Raw genomic sequence first — 18,018 nt, 5'->3', positions numbered from 1 at the left:
TTTGCTTTAAAAAATATCCAGAATTTCGTATTTCTTCCCAACAAAATCACTGAGTTAAACAATTTAAATCTTCTCTAATCAATATTAGAAACTTTTTCTTACTTTTGAAATTATAAAAACCACATTTTCAACATTATACAATTTAAAATCAATTGTATTTTCAAGAGCAGTTTATAATTCCAAGAACACCAAAAAAAGCAAAATATGATTAGAAAATCCGTTTTATCCGTTTTCGTTGTTTTGGCAACACTCTTTATTTCCTGCAAACAGGAACCAAAAGAAACTCCTGCCCCATTAATTGATGTGAAAACTTTTTTCAAAAATGGAGAAAAAAGTTCCTTCCGAATTTCGCCAGATGGCAATTACTTTAGCTATCGCGCCGATTATAAGGGAAAAACCAACATTTTTGTTCAGAAAGTAGGCGAAGAAAAGTCGGTTCGTGTGACTAATGATACGTTGAGAAGTATTTTTAATTATTTCTGGAAAGGTGACAGAATCGTGTACGCGCAAGATGTTGGCGGAGATGAAAATTTTCAGCTTTTTTCAGTTAAAGCAGATGGAACAGATTTAAAAAAATTAACTCCTTTTCCTGGCATTAGAAGCGACATTACTGACGCTCTGATTGACATTAAAGGAAAAGAAAAAGAATTGATTGTACAGATCAACAAACGAGTTAAAGAATATTTTGATCCGTATCTTTTAAATGTTGAAACGGGAACTTTGACGCTTCTTTACGATAACAAAGAAAACTTTGACGGCTGGGTTACCGATAATAATGGAGTTATTCGTCTTGCCTCAAAAACAGACGGTGTAAACATTACGTGGAATTACCGTAATTCAGACAAAGAACCTTTTACACCTTTGATTACAACGACCTTCAAAGATATTTTTACGCCTTCCTCTTTTGATAAAGACAATAAAAATATTTATGCGCTGAGCAACATTGGAAAAGATAAAGTAGCTTTGGTTGAATACGATCCTATTGGCAAAAAAAATGTAAAAGAACTTTTTGCTGACGGCAAATATGATTTAGATGGTATTAATTACGACCGAAAAAAACAAACTTTGGTTTCTGTTGACTGGGAAGGCGAAAAACAAGAAAAACATTTTTTCGATAAAGATTGGGAAACAATCAACACCAATTTGAAAAAACAAATTGAAGGTTATGAAACCGAAATTGTAAGCTACGATGATGCCCGAACTAAAGCTATTGTCTGGGCTGGAAATGACAGAACTCCAGGGAAATTTTATTTATATGATTTTAAATCAACTGAAGTTAAAGAAGTGGCAGATCCATATCCTTGGATTAAGGAAAATCAAATGAGTCATATTAAACCTATTACGTATAAATCGAGAGACGGTTTAGAAATTCATGGTTATTTGACGCTTCCGCTTGGTATTGAACCTAAAAATCTTCCCGTAATTATCAACCCGCATGGCGGACCTTGGGCGCGCGATGGCTGGTATTATAATCCGGAAGTTCAGTTTTTAGCCAATCGCGGTTATGCTGTTTTACAAATGAATTACAGAGGAAGTACAGGCTACGGAAAGAAATTTTGGGAATCAAGTTTCAAACAATGGGGAAAAACCATGCAGGACGATATTACAGATGGCGTTGAATGGCTCAAAAAAGAAGGCATTGCCGATGAAAAACGAATTGCAATTTATGGAGGAAGTTACGGCGGTTATGCCACTCTTGCCGGAATCACTTACACTCCAGATTTATATGCTGCCGCGGTAGATTATGTTGGAGTAAGTAATTTGTTCACGTTTATGAATACAATTCCACCTTACTGGACGCCTTATTTGGCCCAAATTCACGAAATGGTGGGTGATCCTAAAAAAGACAGTTTATTGCTTGCATCAGCATCGCCGGCATTGCACGCTGACAAAATTAAAACGCCTTTGTTTATTGCTCAGGGCGCAAACGACCCAAGAGTGAACAAAGCAGAAAGCGATCAAATGGTTGAAGCGTTAAAAAAACGTGGTGTTGTAGTAGAATATATGGTTAAAAATGATGAAGGCCATGGTTTTAGAAATCAGGATAATCGTTTTGATTTTTATTCGGCAATGGAGAAATTCCTTGACAAGCATTTGAAACAGCAAACTAAGCAATACAAAGACTGATTTTATAAAAAAACAAAAAGCTGTAAGAGTACTTTCTTGCAGCTTTTTTGTTTGATAAACTTCACATCAAAAGGATTTTATTTTGGTGCAAATCGATTATGATCATACGATTTTTTCTCTACAATATGTTGTATTACAAGATTCTTGATTTGATCTTCACTTAAGCTCTGAGTATACTTTTTAGCAACAACAGCTTCCAGTCTGCTTAACTCCTCTTTTGACAAATTCTCAAAATAAGAAATCACCATTTCTTTATCTTCAAGCTCGTTGATATCAAGATTCGGAATCACCTCAGGCGCTGGGACAGCTTCTTTGCTTCTTTTTAAAACGTTTATTTTTTCTGTTTTTTCGGCAACTTTTTGAGATGAAATTACAGTTTGAGAATTTGCTTTAGAATAATTCAAATCATTTCTTTTTTCAGGTTCTTGCGAAACAGGCAAATCGGCATAGTTCACTTGAGAAGCTTCTTTTAAAATGTATCCTAAAACGGCAGCTGTAAAAGCTTTTACCAAAAACGTAAGTATCTCGCTTCCTGTAATATTCACGACCGAAAGTGCAGAAAACACACCCAGTAATATCAATGAAAAGCCTAAAATTGAAAACAGTTTATTTAAAATAATATCAATTTTTAGGATACGTATTCCCAATAAAATGGTAACAATGATCAATGCAATGTTAGAAAGAATCAGCAATACTGCACTCGAAAAAGAGGTCGAAGCAAAAGACGTTAAAGAGTTAATATCCTGCTCCCCATCAAGCGATAAGTATAATTGTACCGACTTGAATACAACTAAAGTCACTGTATAAAGTCCGATTAATAAGAATACCAGAGAAACATTTATCAATGAATCTGCTTTTTTATATTTTAGAATTCTATTTAGAAAAAGTTTAAAAACGATCAGGATTCCCATCCAAACCAGCGTATTTAAAAGAGCTAAGCCATTTACTGTAAGACCATGAAACCAAGTTCCGTTAACATAAAAAAATTGTTTATAAACTAAAAAGAGAATTGTAAAACCAGCGTAGATAAATGCTATTAATGCGGTGGTGCTGTAAAATTTTGGTAAACTTGTTTCTTTAGGAAAGTTGCTCATAAAAATAGTGATTTCTTGATTGGTGATTTGGTTACTTGAATTGTGCTTTTTTATTTAATTTTAGTCACTGTTTTACTAATGATATTCACAAAACAGCACAATACTTAATCAACATATAGGCTAAAATCATAAAACAAATCATTATTTTAGTTAATATGACCAAAAAATAAGCAAACACATTTCAAACCAAAAATATATAAATTTTAATTACAAATCATCAGAAGATTTTTACTTATTTTTATTTTTTTATTAAATGAAAAACAAACTTATGAAACAGCTAATCATTGCTCTATTTTTAATTTCAAATATAACATTGTTCGCACAAGCGAGTCAGCTTACAGGTAATTATAATCGAAAACTTTCTGAAGGGGAAAGACATATAATCGAATACAATTTGACTTTAAATCCTGATGGGACATTTGTATTTCATTCGTACTCAAAACTGCAAGGTGGAACTCCACCGGAAACAAACCACTACGGAAAAGGAAAATGGAGCGAAAAAGACAATTTGATTACTTTTTCTTCTGATAAAAAAGAAGATTTTAACGAAAAATATACTTTGGATTTTAATAAATCAACAGCCCGATTTGTAACTAAAAATCCGAGAGATAAAAGTGATAAAGTCATTAAAACGAAACTTCAATTTTTAGAATCAGAAATTTTTTGGATGAGAAGGATTGATATTTTTAAAGAATAAAAACGAGTAATAATCATCACTTTTTAAACAGAAAAACTAATCTTTGTAAAAAGGATTATCAAATTATTAAATCGAAAACCGAAAGGCTAAAATGGCTACCCAAAACCCAACAATTCAACCAACTGAAAACTCGAATACACCAATTACAAAACCAAAACAACATTTCGAAACCCTTGACGGCTTAAGAGGAATTGCCGCTTTGGCCATTGTCGTTTTTCATTTTATGGAAATTGTTTATCCGCCAAAGGAAAATTTCATAGCGCACGGTTTTTTAGCTGTCGACTTTTTCTTTTGTCTCTCCGGATTTGTAATTGCTTATGCTTATCATGATCGAATTGGCAAAATGAGTCTTACTGAGTTTTTTAAATTAAGGCTAATTCGATTGCATCCTTTGGTTATTTTTGGTTCAATTTTGGGTTTGCTGACTTTTATTCTTGATCCGTTCAGCAATCATTTTCAAAACTATGAAACTGGCAAATTAATTTTAGTAATTGTTAGTTCACTTCTTCTGATTCCGTTTCCTGCAATGCCAGATCGCTATTTCAATTTATTCGGATTAAGTGCGCCTGCGTGGTCTTTGTTTTGGGAATATATTGCCAATATTTGTTATGCTCTTTTCCTTCATAAATTAAGCCAACGCATACTGTTTATATTAACTATCATTGCTGGAGCAGGAATCTGTTTTATTAGCAATCGCGCGGGCGGTTCATTGATGGGCGGTTGGAGCGGTGAAACCTTTTGGGACGGATTTGGACGCATTTCATACTCTTTTTTAGCCGGAATGCTCATTTATCGTTCTAACTGGATTATTAAATCAAAGCTTGGTTTTGTTGGCTTATCAATACTAATGTTGTTAGCACTTTTATTGCCTTTTACAGATTGGAATTGGCTGACCGAACCCATTGTGGTATTGCTTTATTTTCCTCTATTAATTGTATTGGGAGCTGGAGCAAAACTATCAGAAGGTTTTAGAAAACTATGCATCTTCTTCGGAAAAATATCCTATCCGTTATACATGACGCATTATGCCGTGATGTGGATTTTCGCGGGGTATTACGCGAAGTACAAACCAGACGCAAGTCAGCTGACTTTAATAATAATTATAGGAACGCTTCTTTTGCTTGGTTTTGCTTATTTAACAATGGTTTTTTATGATACGCCAATTAGAAAATATTTAACGGAGAGAAGAAAAAAGGTTTAGTATAACTTTTGTTAGATTAAATTTCAAGCTTCAATTGTACTCCGAAATTTGCACGCAAAGTCGCAAAGACGCCAAGTTTAAAATTTTGTAAAAGAAAACTTTGCGCCTTCGCGACTTTGCGAGATTAATTTTTAAGCTTTACTTACAGCATAAACTTTGCGACGTTACGACTTTGTGTGAACCAAAAACAAAAACCTTAGCGTCCTAGCGTCTTTGTGGCAAACCAAAAAAAAATCCTAACTTCGCTCCTCAATAAGAAAAGGAGAAAATGAAGGTATGTATTGCTGAGAAACCAAGTGTAGCACGTGAAATCGCATCCGTTTTGGGCGCTAATACCAAACATGACGGGTATTACGAAGGAAATGGTTATGCCGTAACCTACACTTTTGGGCATTTATGTACCTTAAAAGAACCCAATGATTACAAACCGCACTGGAAAAGCTGGGATTTGAACAATCTCCCAATGCTTCCTGAAAAATTCGAAACCAAAGTTGTACAGAATTCGGGAATCCAGAAACAGTTTAAAATCATCAAAACCCTTTTTGACAAAGCCGAATTGGTTATAAACTGCGGGGATGCTGGACAAGAAGGAGAATTGATTCAGCGTTGGGTGATGAACGAAGCAAATTATAAAGGCGAAATACAGCGCTTATGGATTTCATCTCTTACAACAGAAGCCATAAAAGAAGGTTTTGACAACTTAAAACCCTCTGAAAACTACGATAATTTATTCTACGCCGGATTTTCAAGAGCGATTGGCGATTGGCTTCTCGGAATGAACGCTACTCGTTTGTATACGGTAAAACATGGCGGTTACAAACAAGTTTTATCTATTGGTCGCGTGCAAACGCCAACATTGGCAATGGTTGTGGAACGATTTAAAGAAATCGAAAACTTCAAACCACAGCCGTATTGGGAATTGCAGACTTTATACAGAGAAACACTTTTTAGTTATGAAGAAGGGCGTTTTCTGAAAAAAGAAGACGGAGAAATTCTTGCCGAAAAAGTTAAAGAAAGTGATTTCGAAATTGTTTCAGTCGATAAAAAGAACGGAAACGAATATGCTCCAAAACTGTTCGACTTAACAGGTCTACAGGTGTATTGCAATCAAAAATTTGGATTTTCTGCCGAAGAAACGCTAAAAATTGCACAGACTTTATACGAGCAAAAAGCGATTACATATCCCAGGGTTGATACGACTTTCCTTCCGGGAGATATTTATCCAAAAGTGCCGGGAATTCTGCAAAAATTAAATAATTACAATCATTTGACAGAACCGCTTTTAGGAAGGAAAATCAAGAAATCGCCAAAGGTTTTCAACGATAAAAAAGTAACCGATCACCACGCAATTATTCCGACAGGAATTGAAATCAATTTGCCGTACAATCAACAGCAGGTTTATGATATTATTGTAAAACGTTTTATAGCTGTTTTTTATGATGATTGTTTGGTTGCAAATACGACAGTTATTGGAAAAGCGGCCGATGTAACTTTTAAAGCTACAGGAAAAGAAATCCTGAAAAAAGGTTTCCGAATTGTTTTTGAAGATCCAAATGCAAAAGAAAAAGAACCCGATTTACTACCGAGTTTTGTTGTTAGCGAAAAAGGGCCACACGAACCTTCTTTCCTTCAAAAAGAAACCAAACCGCCCAATCATTTTACCGAAGCAACTTTACTGCGCGCGATGGAAACCGCAGGAAAACAAGTCGACGACGAAGATTTGCGCGAATTGATGAAAGAAAACGGAATAGGTCGTCCGTCAACGCGTGCGAATATTATCGAAACACTTTTTAAGCGTCAATATATTGTTCGAAATAAAAAACAGGTTTTGCCAACAACAACGGGAATTCAGTTGATTGATACGATTCAGAATGAATTGATTAAATCGGCTGAGCTTACTGGTTCTTGGGAAAAACAGTTAAAAGATATTGAAAAAGGTACTTTTACCGCTTCCGCTTTTATCCGAAATATGAAACGAATGGTTGAAGCTTTGGTAACTGAAGTTCGAAGTGAAACCAGACATGCTAATATTTCGCATGCTGCAACGATTCAGAAACCTGTTGTAAAAGCAGAAAAAAAGAAAGCTGCAGGAGGAATTTTGGCAGAAACTTGTCCGAAATGTCAAAAAGGAAATTTGATAAAAGGGAAATCGGCTTTTGGATGTAGTGAATATAAATCGGGTTGCGATTTTGTACTTCCTTTTGTTTTTTCAGATAAAAAAATCACTGAAAGTCAGTATTTAAGATTGGTTCAAAAAGGTTCAACCGTAAACATAAAAGGTTTTAAAACTGATGCCGGAACAGTTGAAGGTTTAATTCGTTTTGAAGAAAACTACAAGCTTAAATTAGAACCCAAGAAAACAGAAGCAAAAAAAGCAAAAGAAGAATCATCAGATTCTTTAATTTGCCCAAAATGCAAAAAAGGAACTATTTTAAAAGGAAAAACGGCTTATGGCTGCGCGGAATATAAATCGGGTTGTGATTTTAAAGTTACTTTTGATGAAGTTCGTTCTAAACTTGGAGATCAAAAACCAACTAAAGAATTGGTTTATTCTATTTTACAGAAAAGTGTTTAAATTATTTCACGCAGATTTAAAAAGATTTAAGCAGATGTACACAGATTTTTATTTAAATAAATCGAAATTAAATCTGCTAAAATCAGCAGAATCTGCGTAAAAAAATCATTTCAATCTTGGTAATCTGTGACAAACATTTTTTTCATACTTTAGTACAACCAAAACCTTTAAATTATGTTTCAGAAAATTACTCTTTTAGCACTTATAATCACTTTTGTTTCTTGTCAGAAGAAAGAATCTGTTGAAAAAGATAAAATCAAAGTTGCCGATTGGCTAATTGGAAACTGGGAAAATACTTCGCCAGATGGCGTTTTAACCGAAAACTGGCAAAAGTTGAATGACAGTACTTTTAGTGCTTCTTCGTATTTTATCAAAGGAAAAGATACTTTGCACTTTGAATCAATTATTCTAGCTCAATTAGGCGAAACACTAACTTACAAAGCGACTGTAAAAGGGCAAAATGACGATAAACCTGTTTCATTTCCGTCGACTTCTGAAACAGATCAAAAATTAGTTTTCGAAAATCCTAAACACGATTATCCTCAAAAAATCATGTATACAAAAGGGGCAAATAATACGATGACAGCAGAGATTTCAGGTAAATTGAATGGAAAGCTGACAACGGAAAGGTTTATTATGACGAAGAAGTAGTTTTTAAGTTCTAAATATTATTAAACAAATATGAGTTACGATTTATACTTTTTTAAAAGCAAAGAAAGTCAAATAACTACTAACGAAATCGAGAATTTTTTATCTCTAAATTTAGTTCCTGAAGAAAACAATCAATGGTTTTTTCAAAATCTCGATACTGAAGTATATTACAGTTTTGAAAAAACAGAAAATGAAGACGATTTCGAAAGTTTTGAAAATTTTGAGACTCTAAATATTTCTTTCAATCTAAATTTTCTTCGTCCAAGTTTTTTCGGAATTGAAGCATTTGAATTTGTAGAAAAACTGGTACTGGATCTAGATTTATACGTTCTAAATCCTCAATCTAAAAACGAAGAACCATATAAACCAACAAGTACCGAACTCTATGAAAATTGGAATAAAACAAATCTAAACGTGAGTTCCGGACATTTTCATGAGCAAAGCAATTATTTAGAAATTGAAAAATCTAATTCTATTTGGAATTACAACTTTAATCGAAATTTAATTCAGGAAAAGTTAGGAGATTCCTATTTCGTTCCTAAAATGTTTTTTTTCAAAACGAAAGAAAATAACGAAGTAATAACCGTTTCTAGCTGGACAGAACATATCCCGAATGTTATTCCTTCTGCTGACTATTTTTTATTGACTAAAGTTCAAAAAAAATGGTTCAAGACCAAAAAAGAAAATGCATTGATTACAAGAGAGGAATTACTAAACACTTTTGGTGAGTATCTAGAAAATCACGATTTTGCAGGCTGTAAAATAATTCATCCAGAAAATGCACAAAAAATCAAAACGATCTTTAATAATGTAACTTCAGATATTAAACTTGAGCATTTTGCCGAAAGGATACAGATTGAAAATTTGTTTAATGCAAAATCGGAATAAAAAATGGAAAGATTATCTTAATACACTAGAAAAATAATCTGCCTTCCCAATAAGAACCAAAGGCTCGAAACATATTGTAGAGCTGGACTTCAGTCCAGTTTACGCAAAGATTATCCACAAAGATATATCAGGACAAAAAAAACTCAGAACCTCAGCATCTTAGAACCTCAGCACCTCTAAAAACTATTCGTTTTCCCCAATCTTATTCACCATAAAAATCATCAGAATACCCAAAAGCGCCATTACCAAAAAAGCCCATTTCATGCTTAAATATTCTGAGATAAAACCCACCATTGGCGGAACAAGTAAAAACCCAAGATAACCAATTGTGGAAATAGACGTTAATGCAGAACCACTGCTCAGTTTTGAAGATCTTCCAGCAATACTAAACACTAACGGAACCACGCAAGAAACCCCAAATCCGATTAACATATAACCAAAAATAGTTGGATATATGTAAGGCAGAATAAAACAAATTCCAAAACCTACTGTGATCAAAATACCACTATAAAGCAGGATTTTTTTAGTTCCAAATTTCATTACTCCGTAATCACCAAATATTCTCCCTAAAGTAACTGCCGTTGCAAAAAACACAAAGGCGGCGCTGGTCAATTTTGGCGAAGCTTTCAATATATTTTCGAAATAAATCCCGCTCCAATCATACATTGTATTTTCGCACGCCATTGAAACAAAACAAATCAAGGCGAACTTAACCAAGTTTTTTTCCGGCAGTGAAAAGAATTTCTTTTTAACCGGAACAGGCTCATTATGAATACTCATTGGATAAAAACAAGCCGTAAGCGCCATCATAAAAACACTTACTCCAAGTAAATGATGCGAAGGTGCAACATGCTGTGTCACCATTACATAACCCAAACCAGCACCAGTAAAAATGGCAATACTCCAAACAGCATGAAAACGCGTAATAATTGATTTTGGATATAATTTCTGAACTTCTAATGACTGCGCATTAATTGATAAGTTGAAAATATTTCTGGAAGCTCCAAAAATTAAAAGCACGATAACCAATTGCCAAACAAAGGCAACCAAACCAGGTAAAGCCAGCACTATATTAAACATAACCGCTCCTAAAAGCATGATATAACGACTGCTGTATTTATTTAAAAGTTTTCCTGTAAAAGGCATTGTAAGCATTAAACCTATTGGGAAGGCGAATAAAACAGCTCCAAATTGCGCCTCAGACAAATGCAATTGCGCTTGAATGTGCGGAATTCGGGAAACCCATGACGAATATCCAATTCCGGAGAGAAAGAAAAAAACCGTATTAGCAATGCGATAGCCTTTGGGGGTATTTTGATACTTTTTTAAGAAAGGTAAAATCATGAAGTCAATTTTCTGAATGCAAAATTAAGGCTTTTAAAAACGAACTTCTACCCTTTTCTAAGGTTTTTCGATAAAAATTGCAATATCATTTTTCAAAAAAAAACAAATCAGCAATTATATAACAAAAAGTATCTAAAATCAAGTAAAATAATATTTGTTAAGGAAATATTAATTTTTACATTTGCACTGTTTTTATTTATTCTAAATAAAATTAATTTACAAACCAATTAAAAAATCATGAATAACCTTAAGCTGAAAACATCACGTTTTCTATTCTCAATCAGTTTTCTATTTTCATTTTTAAGCCTATTTGCACAACAAAATCACGGAAAAATTAAAGGAAACATTACTACTTCAGACGGCGACGCGGCGGCCGGCGTGAATATCATTTTAAAAAATTCTAAATACGGAACAACCACCAATGACGACGGTAGCTTTGAATTCAACAGAGTAAAAGCAGGAAATTACATCCTTCAAATATCTTTGACAGGTTATGAAACTTCGGAAAGTCAAGTTGTAGTTACCGAAAATGAAACCAATACATTGAACCTCCAATTGAAAGTTTCTAATAAAGAACTTCAAGAGGTTGTAATTAGCAGCAAAAAAAGCATTGTGTCTAAAAAAACAGATTACGTTGCCAGAATGCCACTAAAAAATCTTGAAAACCCGCAAGTTTACAGCGTTATTCATAAAGAGCTTTTGCAAGAGCAAGTAGCGGTAGATATTAGAAGTGCGGTACAAAATTCTCCTGGCGTTGTTTCCATCAGTTATCCTTCGGGAGGAGTTGGAGTGATTTTTAGAGGATTTTCTACAGGAGTAAATGCCAGAAATGGAATGGAAACTGCTTCGGGCCGTTCTTCTGTAGATCTTGGAAATGTGGAGCGAATTGAAATCATGAAAGGTCCTTCTGGAACTTTATTTGGTTCGTCAGTTTCCTCATTTGGAGGTGTTGTCAATTTGGTTACTAAAAAACCTTTTGAAACAACAGCTGCCGAAATATCATACACAGCAGGAAGCTACAATTTAAACCGACTTACAGCTGATGTAAATACACCGTTAAATAAAGACAAAACAGTTTTGTTCAGAATTAATATGGCCGTTAACAGAGAAAAAAGTTTCCTAAATTATGGCTTTAATAATACTTTGCTTTTTGCACCAAGCCTTACTTACAAAGCATCTGAGAAACTTACTTTCAACTTTGACGCCGAGCTTTACAATGTAAATAACACAAGACGCACTTATAATACATATGCTACGACTTCGGGAATTACAAATCCAACTCAGTTGAAAATAGACTACAGAAAATCTATGTTTCATGATGATAACGACGCCAAATCGACAGCAACTAAAGTTTTTGCTCAGGCAGAATATGAACTGTCTGAAAACTGGAAATCGACTACCGTTTTCTCATTTGTTGGCGAAGATGTAGAACGCAGTTATCAGAGTTACGCTGTTTGGAGTTCTCCAACACAAGTTGCAAGAAGAGTTGGGCTTTGGGGACCAATCTATAACAACTACACCAACATTCAAGAAAACATAAACGGGAAGTTTGATACAGGAAGTATTAAACATAAATTCTTAGCCGGTGTAAATTACAGACTTTACAGTTCTAATTTTTCTGGAGGAACTACTTTTACTTTAGATAATATTGATGTTACAACCAACTTTGCTCCTATCAGAAGAAAAGCGGTTGATGCCGGACTAGTATTGACTGCATCGCCAGTTGCAGACCAAAAAACATTTAGTGTTTATGCTTGTGATGTTGTAAATTTTACAGATAGACTTTCTGCAATGCTGAGTTTACGTCTAGATAATTTTGATCGCGAAAAAGTGGGAACAGTTGAAGGTTACCACCAAACTGCATTAGCACCAAAACTTGGATTAGTTTATGAATTGGTAAAAGATCAAGTTTCAGTTTTTGGAAATTATATGAACGGTTTCCAAAACGTACAGCCTGTAACACAACCAAATGCTACACAATTAGTTTTAGATCCAATTTATGCCGTACAATATGAAGGTGGAATTAAAGCAGAAGCTTTTCATAAAAAACTAACAGGATCTGTAAGTTATTACAATATCACAATCGACAACGCTACAAGAGTTGATGCTGCCGGATATACTATTCAGGATGGAAAACAAGTAAGTAAAGGTTTTGATTTTGAATTAATTGCAAACCCAATCAACGGTTTAAACATTGTAACAGGATATGGCTATAATGACAACAGAATTGTGAAAGCATCTGTTGCTGCGATTGAAGGAAACAAAGCAACTGGATCTCCAGAAAATGTAGTTAACTTTTGGACTTCTTATACTTTCCAAAACAAATTAAAAGGTCTAGGAATTGGTGCTGGCGCAAATTATGTTGACAAAAACTATTTTACAGCCGAAAACACTTTCTACATGCCGTCCTATACTACTTACAATGCATCAGTTTATTATGATCAATCGACATGGAGAGTTGGTTTGAAATTTAATAATATCAGCAATGAAAAATATTGGGATTTCTGGGGTACATCGCAAGCGCCAACTAATATATTGGCAAATTTAATCCTTAAATTCTAAAACAAAATTTCCAAAAAACACCTCTGTACTAACGTTATGAGGTGTTTTTTTAATAACAATCATGGCTTTATGCCATAGTATCAAAAAACATGACATTTAAAAATTTTATAAAAAAAGCGCATTTATGGCTGGGATTGTCATCTGGCCTAATTGTGATTATACTTGGTATTACTGGCTGTTTGTATGTTTTTGAAGAAGAGTTGCGCCCAATTGTTCATGACTATTATTATGTTGATCAAGTAAAAAATAAAAAACTCCCCATTAGCCAGTTAATTCAGATTGCTACGGAAGCAAACAAGATTAATCCCAAACAAACACTTTCTGGATGCAGGGTGCTAAATGACGAAAAACGAACGGCTATTATCTGGTTTTTTGAAGAATTAGATAAAGATGCCATTTGGTATTGGAACCGTTATCAAAGCACGTATGTTTATTTGGATCCTTATTCTGGAAGCGTCAAAAAGCTTGAAAACTACAATTTTGAGTTTTTTGTTTTTGTTCGAATGCTTCACCAAACACTTTGCTTTAGGAGCGAAATTGGCGACCCAATAGTCGGAACAGCTACAATTATATTTATCATTTCATTAATTACAGGATTGATACTTTGGTGGCCAAAAAACAAACAGGCGGCAAAACAGCGCTTTTGGTTTAGATGGAAAAATACCACGCAATGGAAACGAAAAAATTACGATTTGCACAATATTCTGGGCTATTATATGATGTTTTTTGCCTTAATAATTGCACTTACAGGATTAGTTTGGGCTTTTGAATGTTACGATAAAGGTGTTCAATGGCTTTTTAATGGCGGAAAAACATTTGAAAAGGAAAAAATAGTTTCAGATACTACTCAATATACTCAAAATACAGCGACAGATAAAATTTATGCCACAACCATTAAGGCAAATCCTAATGCTAAAAGCTATTATTTATTTCTTCCAAAAGCAGAAGACTCATTAGCCACTTTTCAAACATTTGTACGATATCCAAGCCGTTTCGATGATGTTTCCATGCAATTTGATCGATATACTGGAAAAAATCTTAAAACTATTACTTACAGTGACAAAAACAATGGCGAAAAATTCCGGTTTATAAATTACGATTTGCATGTAGGAAGTATTTTGGGTTTTCCGGGAAAAATACTTGCTTTTTTTGCCAGCCTTGTTTCAGCAAGTTTGCCTATAACCGGTTTCTTGATTTGGTGGGGGCGAAATAATAAAAAGAAAAAAGCGATTGTAAAATCTTAATATTAAAAAGTAAAATTTCAAAAAAGGAGCTAATCTTAAAAAGTTAGTTCCTTTTGATTTTTAAGCTTGCTTGGCAAATAGCCAAATGTTTTCTTAAAAGCAACCGTAAAATGATGCTGATTTTTATACCCTAATTCTTCTGAAACAACACAAATTGGGAGCTCTTTTTCGGTAATTAGCTTTTTAGCATATTCCATCCGAACCTGCGTCAAATAATTAAATACAGTGGTATTGAATACTAATTTAAAATGTTTTTTAATTTTAAAATTATTCAAGCCAACCTGCGCTGCAATACTTGCCAAAGTATGTTTTTCTTTGAATTGCGTTTTAAGAATATTTTCAACTTCTAAAATTTTCAAATAATCGCAAGCGCTCAGCTCTACAATCGTTTTTGTATTTTCCTCTTCATTTATAATGGTAAACAAATACGAAAGAATCTCAACAACTTTAGATTCTAAAAAAGCTTTTTTGATTGCACCAGAATAGGAACACTGCAAAATATCTTCAATCAAAATATTCAATTTAGGCGAAATACTTTTGCTTGTCTCCCACATTTTATACGAACTGCCATTTTCAATTGCTTCAGCAAGAAGCGGAATCGTATTTTTTAAATTCGGATAAAAAAGCTGTTGCAGATATTCTTCTGTAAAAGTAATTTCTAACGTTCTTCTTCTTTTCGTCCGATAGTTTAAAACGCCTTTAATTTTCGGAATATAAAAAAAGTTATAATGCCCTTGCGGAATATAAATACTGGGTTCGTCTTTCTTTTCAGGGCAATATTCGTTATCGCCTTCCATTTCAATATGGAGTTTTATAAACGAAAAATCATGTTCAACTTCAATAGAATATTCATTTTCTATCGTTAAATCTCTTGCTACAACATGAACGCCATCGAGCATAATGTCGGTAATAATACCAACAATTCCTTTATGATTGTAATTGATTTTTTTCTCGATAAGATCTTCTTTATTAAAACGAATCGGGTCGTTGATTACTATCAATTCTTTTTTAAAAATATCACTCCTCATCGTTGTTTTCATCTGTTCTTTCTTTAATTACGGTTATGCAATAAAGTGTTTTCTGCACTTGTAATCTTCTAATTATTAGTCAATTTCAATTAATCCCTTTTGCGTTTATATTAATCCGTTTTGCGTTTATCGGCTTTTTATTAACCGCTTACTTTTGCGTAAAATTATCAATTTATAACCAATCTAAATAAACATAATATGTTTTTTATTGAAACCAAGCCAACAAAAATGTTAAACAAGCTCTTTTACACTACTTTATTGTGGTGCTTTTTACTGACAAGTGCCTTTGCACAACAAAATACAGGTTCTATAAAAGGAACCGTACTTACAGCTGATGACCAAAATGCAGGATCTGTAAATGTTGTAATAACCGAATTAAAAAAATCGGCAATTACAGACGAAAACGGAATTTTTATTTTGCATAAAATTCCAGCAGGAACCTATCAAATCGAAATCAATATGATGGGACATACACCGGCCAAACAGCAAGTGACTGTAACTGCTAACGAAACCGCAAATATTACCTTTCAATTGGAATCTTCTTTGAAAGAACTTCAGGAAGTTGTGGTAGTTTCTGGAGCCAAAAAATTTGCCGAAAAGAAAAGTGAATATGTTGCTCGATTACCTATCAGCAATTTAGAAAATCCACAAGTTTATACAGTTGTTCCAAAAGAACTTTTCCAAGAACAAATTGCTACTGATTTTAGAAGTGCCTTGACTACTGCTCCAGGTTTAAGCAATGTGACGCAAAGTGTAGGATCAGGAGGAGTTGGATTAAGCATCAGAATGCGTGGGTTCAGTGGCGCTTCGGCGGCGGGTTCTATCCGTAACGGAATGAATACCAATTATGTAACCATGAGCGATCCTGTAAATTTAGAAAGCATTGAAGTTATCAAAGGACCATCGGCGACTTTATTTGGTTCTACATTAACTACTTATGGTGGACTTGTAAATAGAGTCACCAAAAAACCTTTTGAAATCACAAAAGGTGAAGTAAGCTATACTACCGGAAGCTGGGCCTTGAGCAGAACAACTATTGATTTTAATACACCTCTTAACGAAGAAAAAACAATGCTTTTTAGAATTAACGCTGCTTTGGACAATCAAAAAACATGGCAGGATTTTGGAAAAAGCAAAACTTTCATTATTGCTCCATCGTTCACGTACATTGCAAATGACAAACTTACTTTTGATTTTGATGTCGAAATGTACAGCGGAAGCCGAAATGCAAGTTATACTGGTTTAGGAAATTTCAATCCGGCAAATTCAAATTATAAAAGCTTCAATGATTTAAATTTTGATTTTAAAAAATCAAATTCATCAGATGATTTACAGTCGGAAGCAAAAAATACTAACGTTTACGCAAGGGCGACTTACAAGTTGTCTGAAAAATGGGTTTCTCAAACCAATTTCTCTAATGCTTACACAGACAACAAAGCAAATTATTTATTCTTATTGATGAATAATAATCCAACTGCTGGAGCATTACCTCTTTTACAACGCCGATTAATGACAATCAACAGTACTTTCAAAACGAGTCAGTTACAGCAAAATTTCGTTGGAAACTTTAAAATTGGAAGTTTAAAAAACCGTTTGTTAGTTGGTCTGGATTATGTGTATTTAGGAACAAATGATACACGATGGATGATCAATTCATATGATGCTGCGGCAGGAAATCCTTTGACGCCAATCAATGGAGATGCGCCTACTATCAACATGGAAAAATACAAAAAAATGCTTGCTGATCTGCCAGAGCCTTGGCTGGTTAATAATAGAGATTTAAGAACTACTAGTGCTTATGTGTCTGATGTAATCAATTTTACAGATAATTTGCTTGCAATGGCGAGTGTTCGTTACGATCATAACGAAGACCGAATCACGAAACAAAATCAAAATTTCTTCTCTCCAAAAATGGGAGTTGTTTATCAAATTGTAAAAGACAAAGTTTCTGTTTTTGGAAATTATATGAATGGCTTTACCAATACTGGTGCGGGAGAAGTTCCTGGAGGTGCTATTGTTGAATTCAAACCAGAACAGGCCAATCAGCTGGAAGGTGGTGTAAAAGTTGAAATATTAGGTGGGAAATTAAACGGTACTTTAAGCTATTATGACATTAAGGTAAAAGACAAAGTACGTTATGACAATGGATTTCAGATTCAGGATGGAACTCAAAGCAGTAAAGGTTTTGAAGCTGATTTGATTGCCAATCCATTTAGAGGTTTCCACGTCATTATGGGTTACGGATATAACGAAAGTAAATATACCTCTGGAGCCGCAAATGGGAAAACGCCTTATGGTGCGCCAGCAAATGTGGCAAATCTTTGGATGAGCTACAAAATATTAGATGGAAAAGTAAAAGGTCTTGGTTTTGGTTTTGGAGGAAACACACAAAGCGACAGTTTTGCCAACGATGCTAATACTTTCACTGTAAACGGATATACTGTTATGGATGCAACGGTTTTTTATGAAAAATCAAAATTCAGACTTGGTTTAAAATTAAACAACATTGCTAATAAGGAATATTGGACAAACGATTATTGGTCTACAATGATGCCTACAAGACAATTAGTGGCTAACATCACGCTTAAATTTTAAAACAATTTTAAT

General features: G+C 34.0%; 12 protein-coding genes. 9 read left to right on the top strand and 3 right to left on the bottom strand.

The features are described from left to right. Nucleotides 1-204: 204 nt before the first annotated feature. The gene (locus RB619_RS01040) at nucleotides 205-2,127 is read left to right on the top strand and encodes a S9 family peptidase (RefSeq protein WP_308093011.1); all 1,923 of its coding nucleotides are present in this window, start codon (nucleotides 205-207) and stop codon (nucleotides 2,125-2,127) included. 77 nt (nucleotides 2,128-2,204) lie between these two features. Here RB619_RS01040 and RB619_RS01035 read toward each other — a convergent pair whose 3' ends face one another. Then, nucleotides 2,205-3,221, bottom strand: coding sequence for a hypothetical protein (locus RB619_RS01035; RefSeq protein ID WP_308093010.1), 1,017 nt, complete (start codon nucleotides 3,219-3,221; stop codon nucleotides 2,205-2,207). Between the two features lie 268 nt (nucleotides 3,222-3,489). On the opposite strand from RB619_RS01035, the gene RB619_RS01030 reads away from it, so the two are divergent. From RB619_RS01030 to RB619_RS01010, 5 genes are all read left to right on the top strand, one after another. After that, on the top strand, nucleotides 3,490-3,918 hold the full coding sequence (locus tag RB619_RS01030) for a copper resistance protein NlpE N-terminal domain-containing protein (protein WP_308093009.1): 429 nt from the start codon (nucleotides 3,490-3,492) through the stop codon (nucleotides 3,916-3,918). A gap of 91 nt (nucleotides 3,919-4,009) precedes the next feature. Continuing rightward, complete coding sequence (locus RB619_RS01025; RefSeq protein ID WP_308093008.1) at nucleotides 4,010-5,119, top strand: acyltransferase; 1,110 nt, start codon at nucleotides 4,010-4,012, stop codon at nucleotides 5,117-5,119. 268 nt (nucleotides 5,120-5,387) lie between these two features. Next, complete coding sequence (locus RB619_RS01020; protein WP_308093007.1) at nucleotides 5,388-7,694, top strand: DNA topoisomerase 3; 2,307 nt, start codon at nucleotides 5,388-5,390, stop codon at nucleotides 7,692-7,694. Nucleotides 7,695-7,868: 174 nt separating this feature from the next. Continuing rightward, on the top strand, nucleotides 7,869-8,345 hold the full coding sequence (locus RB619_RS01015) for a DUF6265 family protein (RefSeq protein ID WP_308093006.1): 477 nt from the start codon (nucleotides 7,869-7,871) through the stop codon (nucleotides 8,343-8,345). 30 nt (nucleotides 8,346-8,375) lie between these two features. Beyond that, nucleotides 8,376-9,233, top strand: a complete 858-nt coding sequence (locus tag RB619_RS01010) for a hypothetical protein (RefSeq protein WP_308093004.1) — start codon at nucleotides 8,376-8,378, stop codon at nucleotides 9,231-9,233. Nucleotides 9,234-9,416: 183 nt separating this feature from the next. On the opposite strand, the gene RB619_RS01005 is transcribed toward RB619_RS01010, so the two are convergent. Beyond that, the gene (locus RB619_RS01005; RefSeq protein ID WP_308093001.1) at nucleotides 9,417-10,577 is read right to left on the bottom strand and encodes an MFS transporter; all 1,161 of its coding nucleotides are present in this window, start codon (nucleotides 10,575-10,577) and stop codon (nucleotides 9,417-9,419) included. A gap of 237 nt (nucleotides 10,578-10,814) precedes the next feature. Here RB619_RS01005 and RB619_RS01000 point away from each other — a divergent pair, with 237 nt between their 5' ends. After that, nucleotides 10,815-13,139, top strand: a complete 2,325-nt coding sequence (locus tag RB619_RS01000) for a TonB-dependent receptor (protein WP_308092998.1) — start codon at nucleotides 10,815-10,817, stop codon at nucleotides 13,137-13,139. Between the two features lie 89 nt (nucleotides 13,140-13,228). Next, nucleotides 13,229-14,383, top strand: coding sequence for a PepSY-associated TM helix domain-containing protein (locus RB619_RS00995; protein ID WP_308092996.1), 1,155 nt, complete (start codon nucleotides 13,229-13,231; stop codon nucleotides 14,381-14,383). Nucleotides 14,384-14,418: 35 nt separating this feature from the next. Here RB619_RS00995 and RB619_RS00990 read toward each other — a convergent pair whose 3' ends face one another. Beyond that, nucleotides 14,419-15,423 carry a helix-turn-helix transcriptional regulator gene (locus RB619_RS00990; protein WP_308092993.1) on the bottom strand — a complete coding sequence of 335 codons (1,005 nt, stop codon included), beginning with the start codon at nucleotides 15,421-15,423 and terminating at the stop codon, nucleotides 14,419-14,421. 216 nt (nucleotides 15,424-15,639) lie between these two features. Between RB619_RS00990 and RB619_RS00985 the strand changes: the two genes are divergently transcribed. Next, nucleotides 15,640-18,006, top strand: coding sequence for a TonB-dependent receptor (locus tag RB619_RS00985; RefSeq protein WP_308092988.1), 2,367 nt, complete (start codon nucleotides 15,640-15,642; stop codon nucleotides 18,004-18,006). The last annotated feature ends 12 nt before the right edge of the window (nucleotides 18,007-18,018 follow it).

The sequence above is a fragment of the Flavobacterium sp. LHD-80 genome, from assembly GCF_030929605.1.
Lineage (GTDB): Bacteria > Bacteroidota > Bacteroidia > Flavobacteriales > Flavobacteriaceae > Flavobacterium.
The sequence above is the reverse complement of the archived record's forward strand: the minus strand, read 5'-3'. Positions and strand labels throughout refer to the sequence as shown.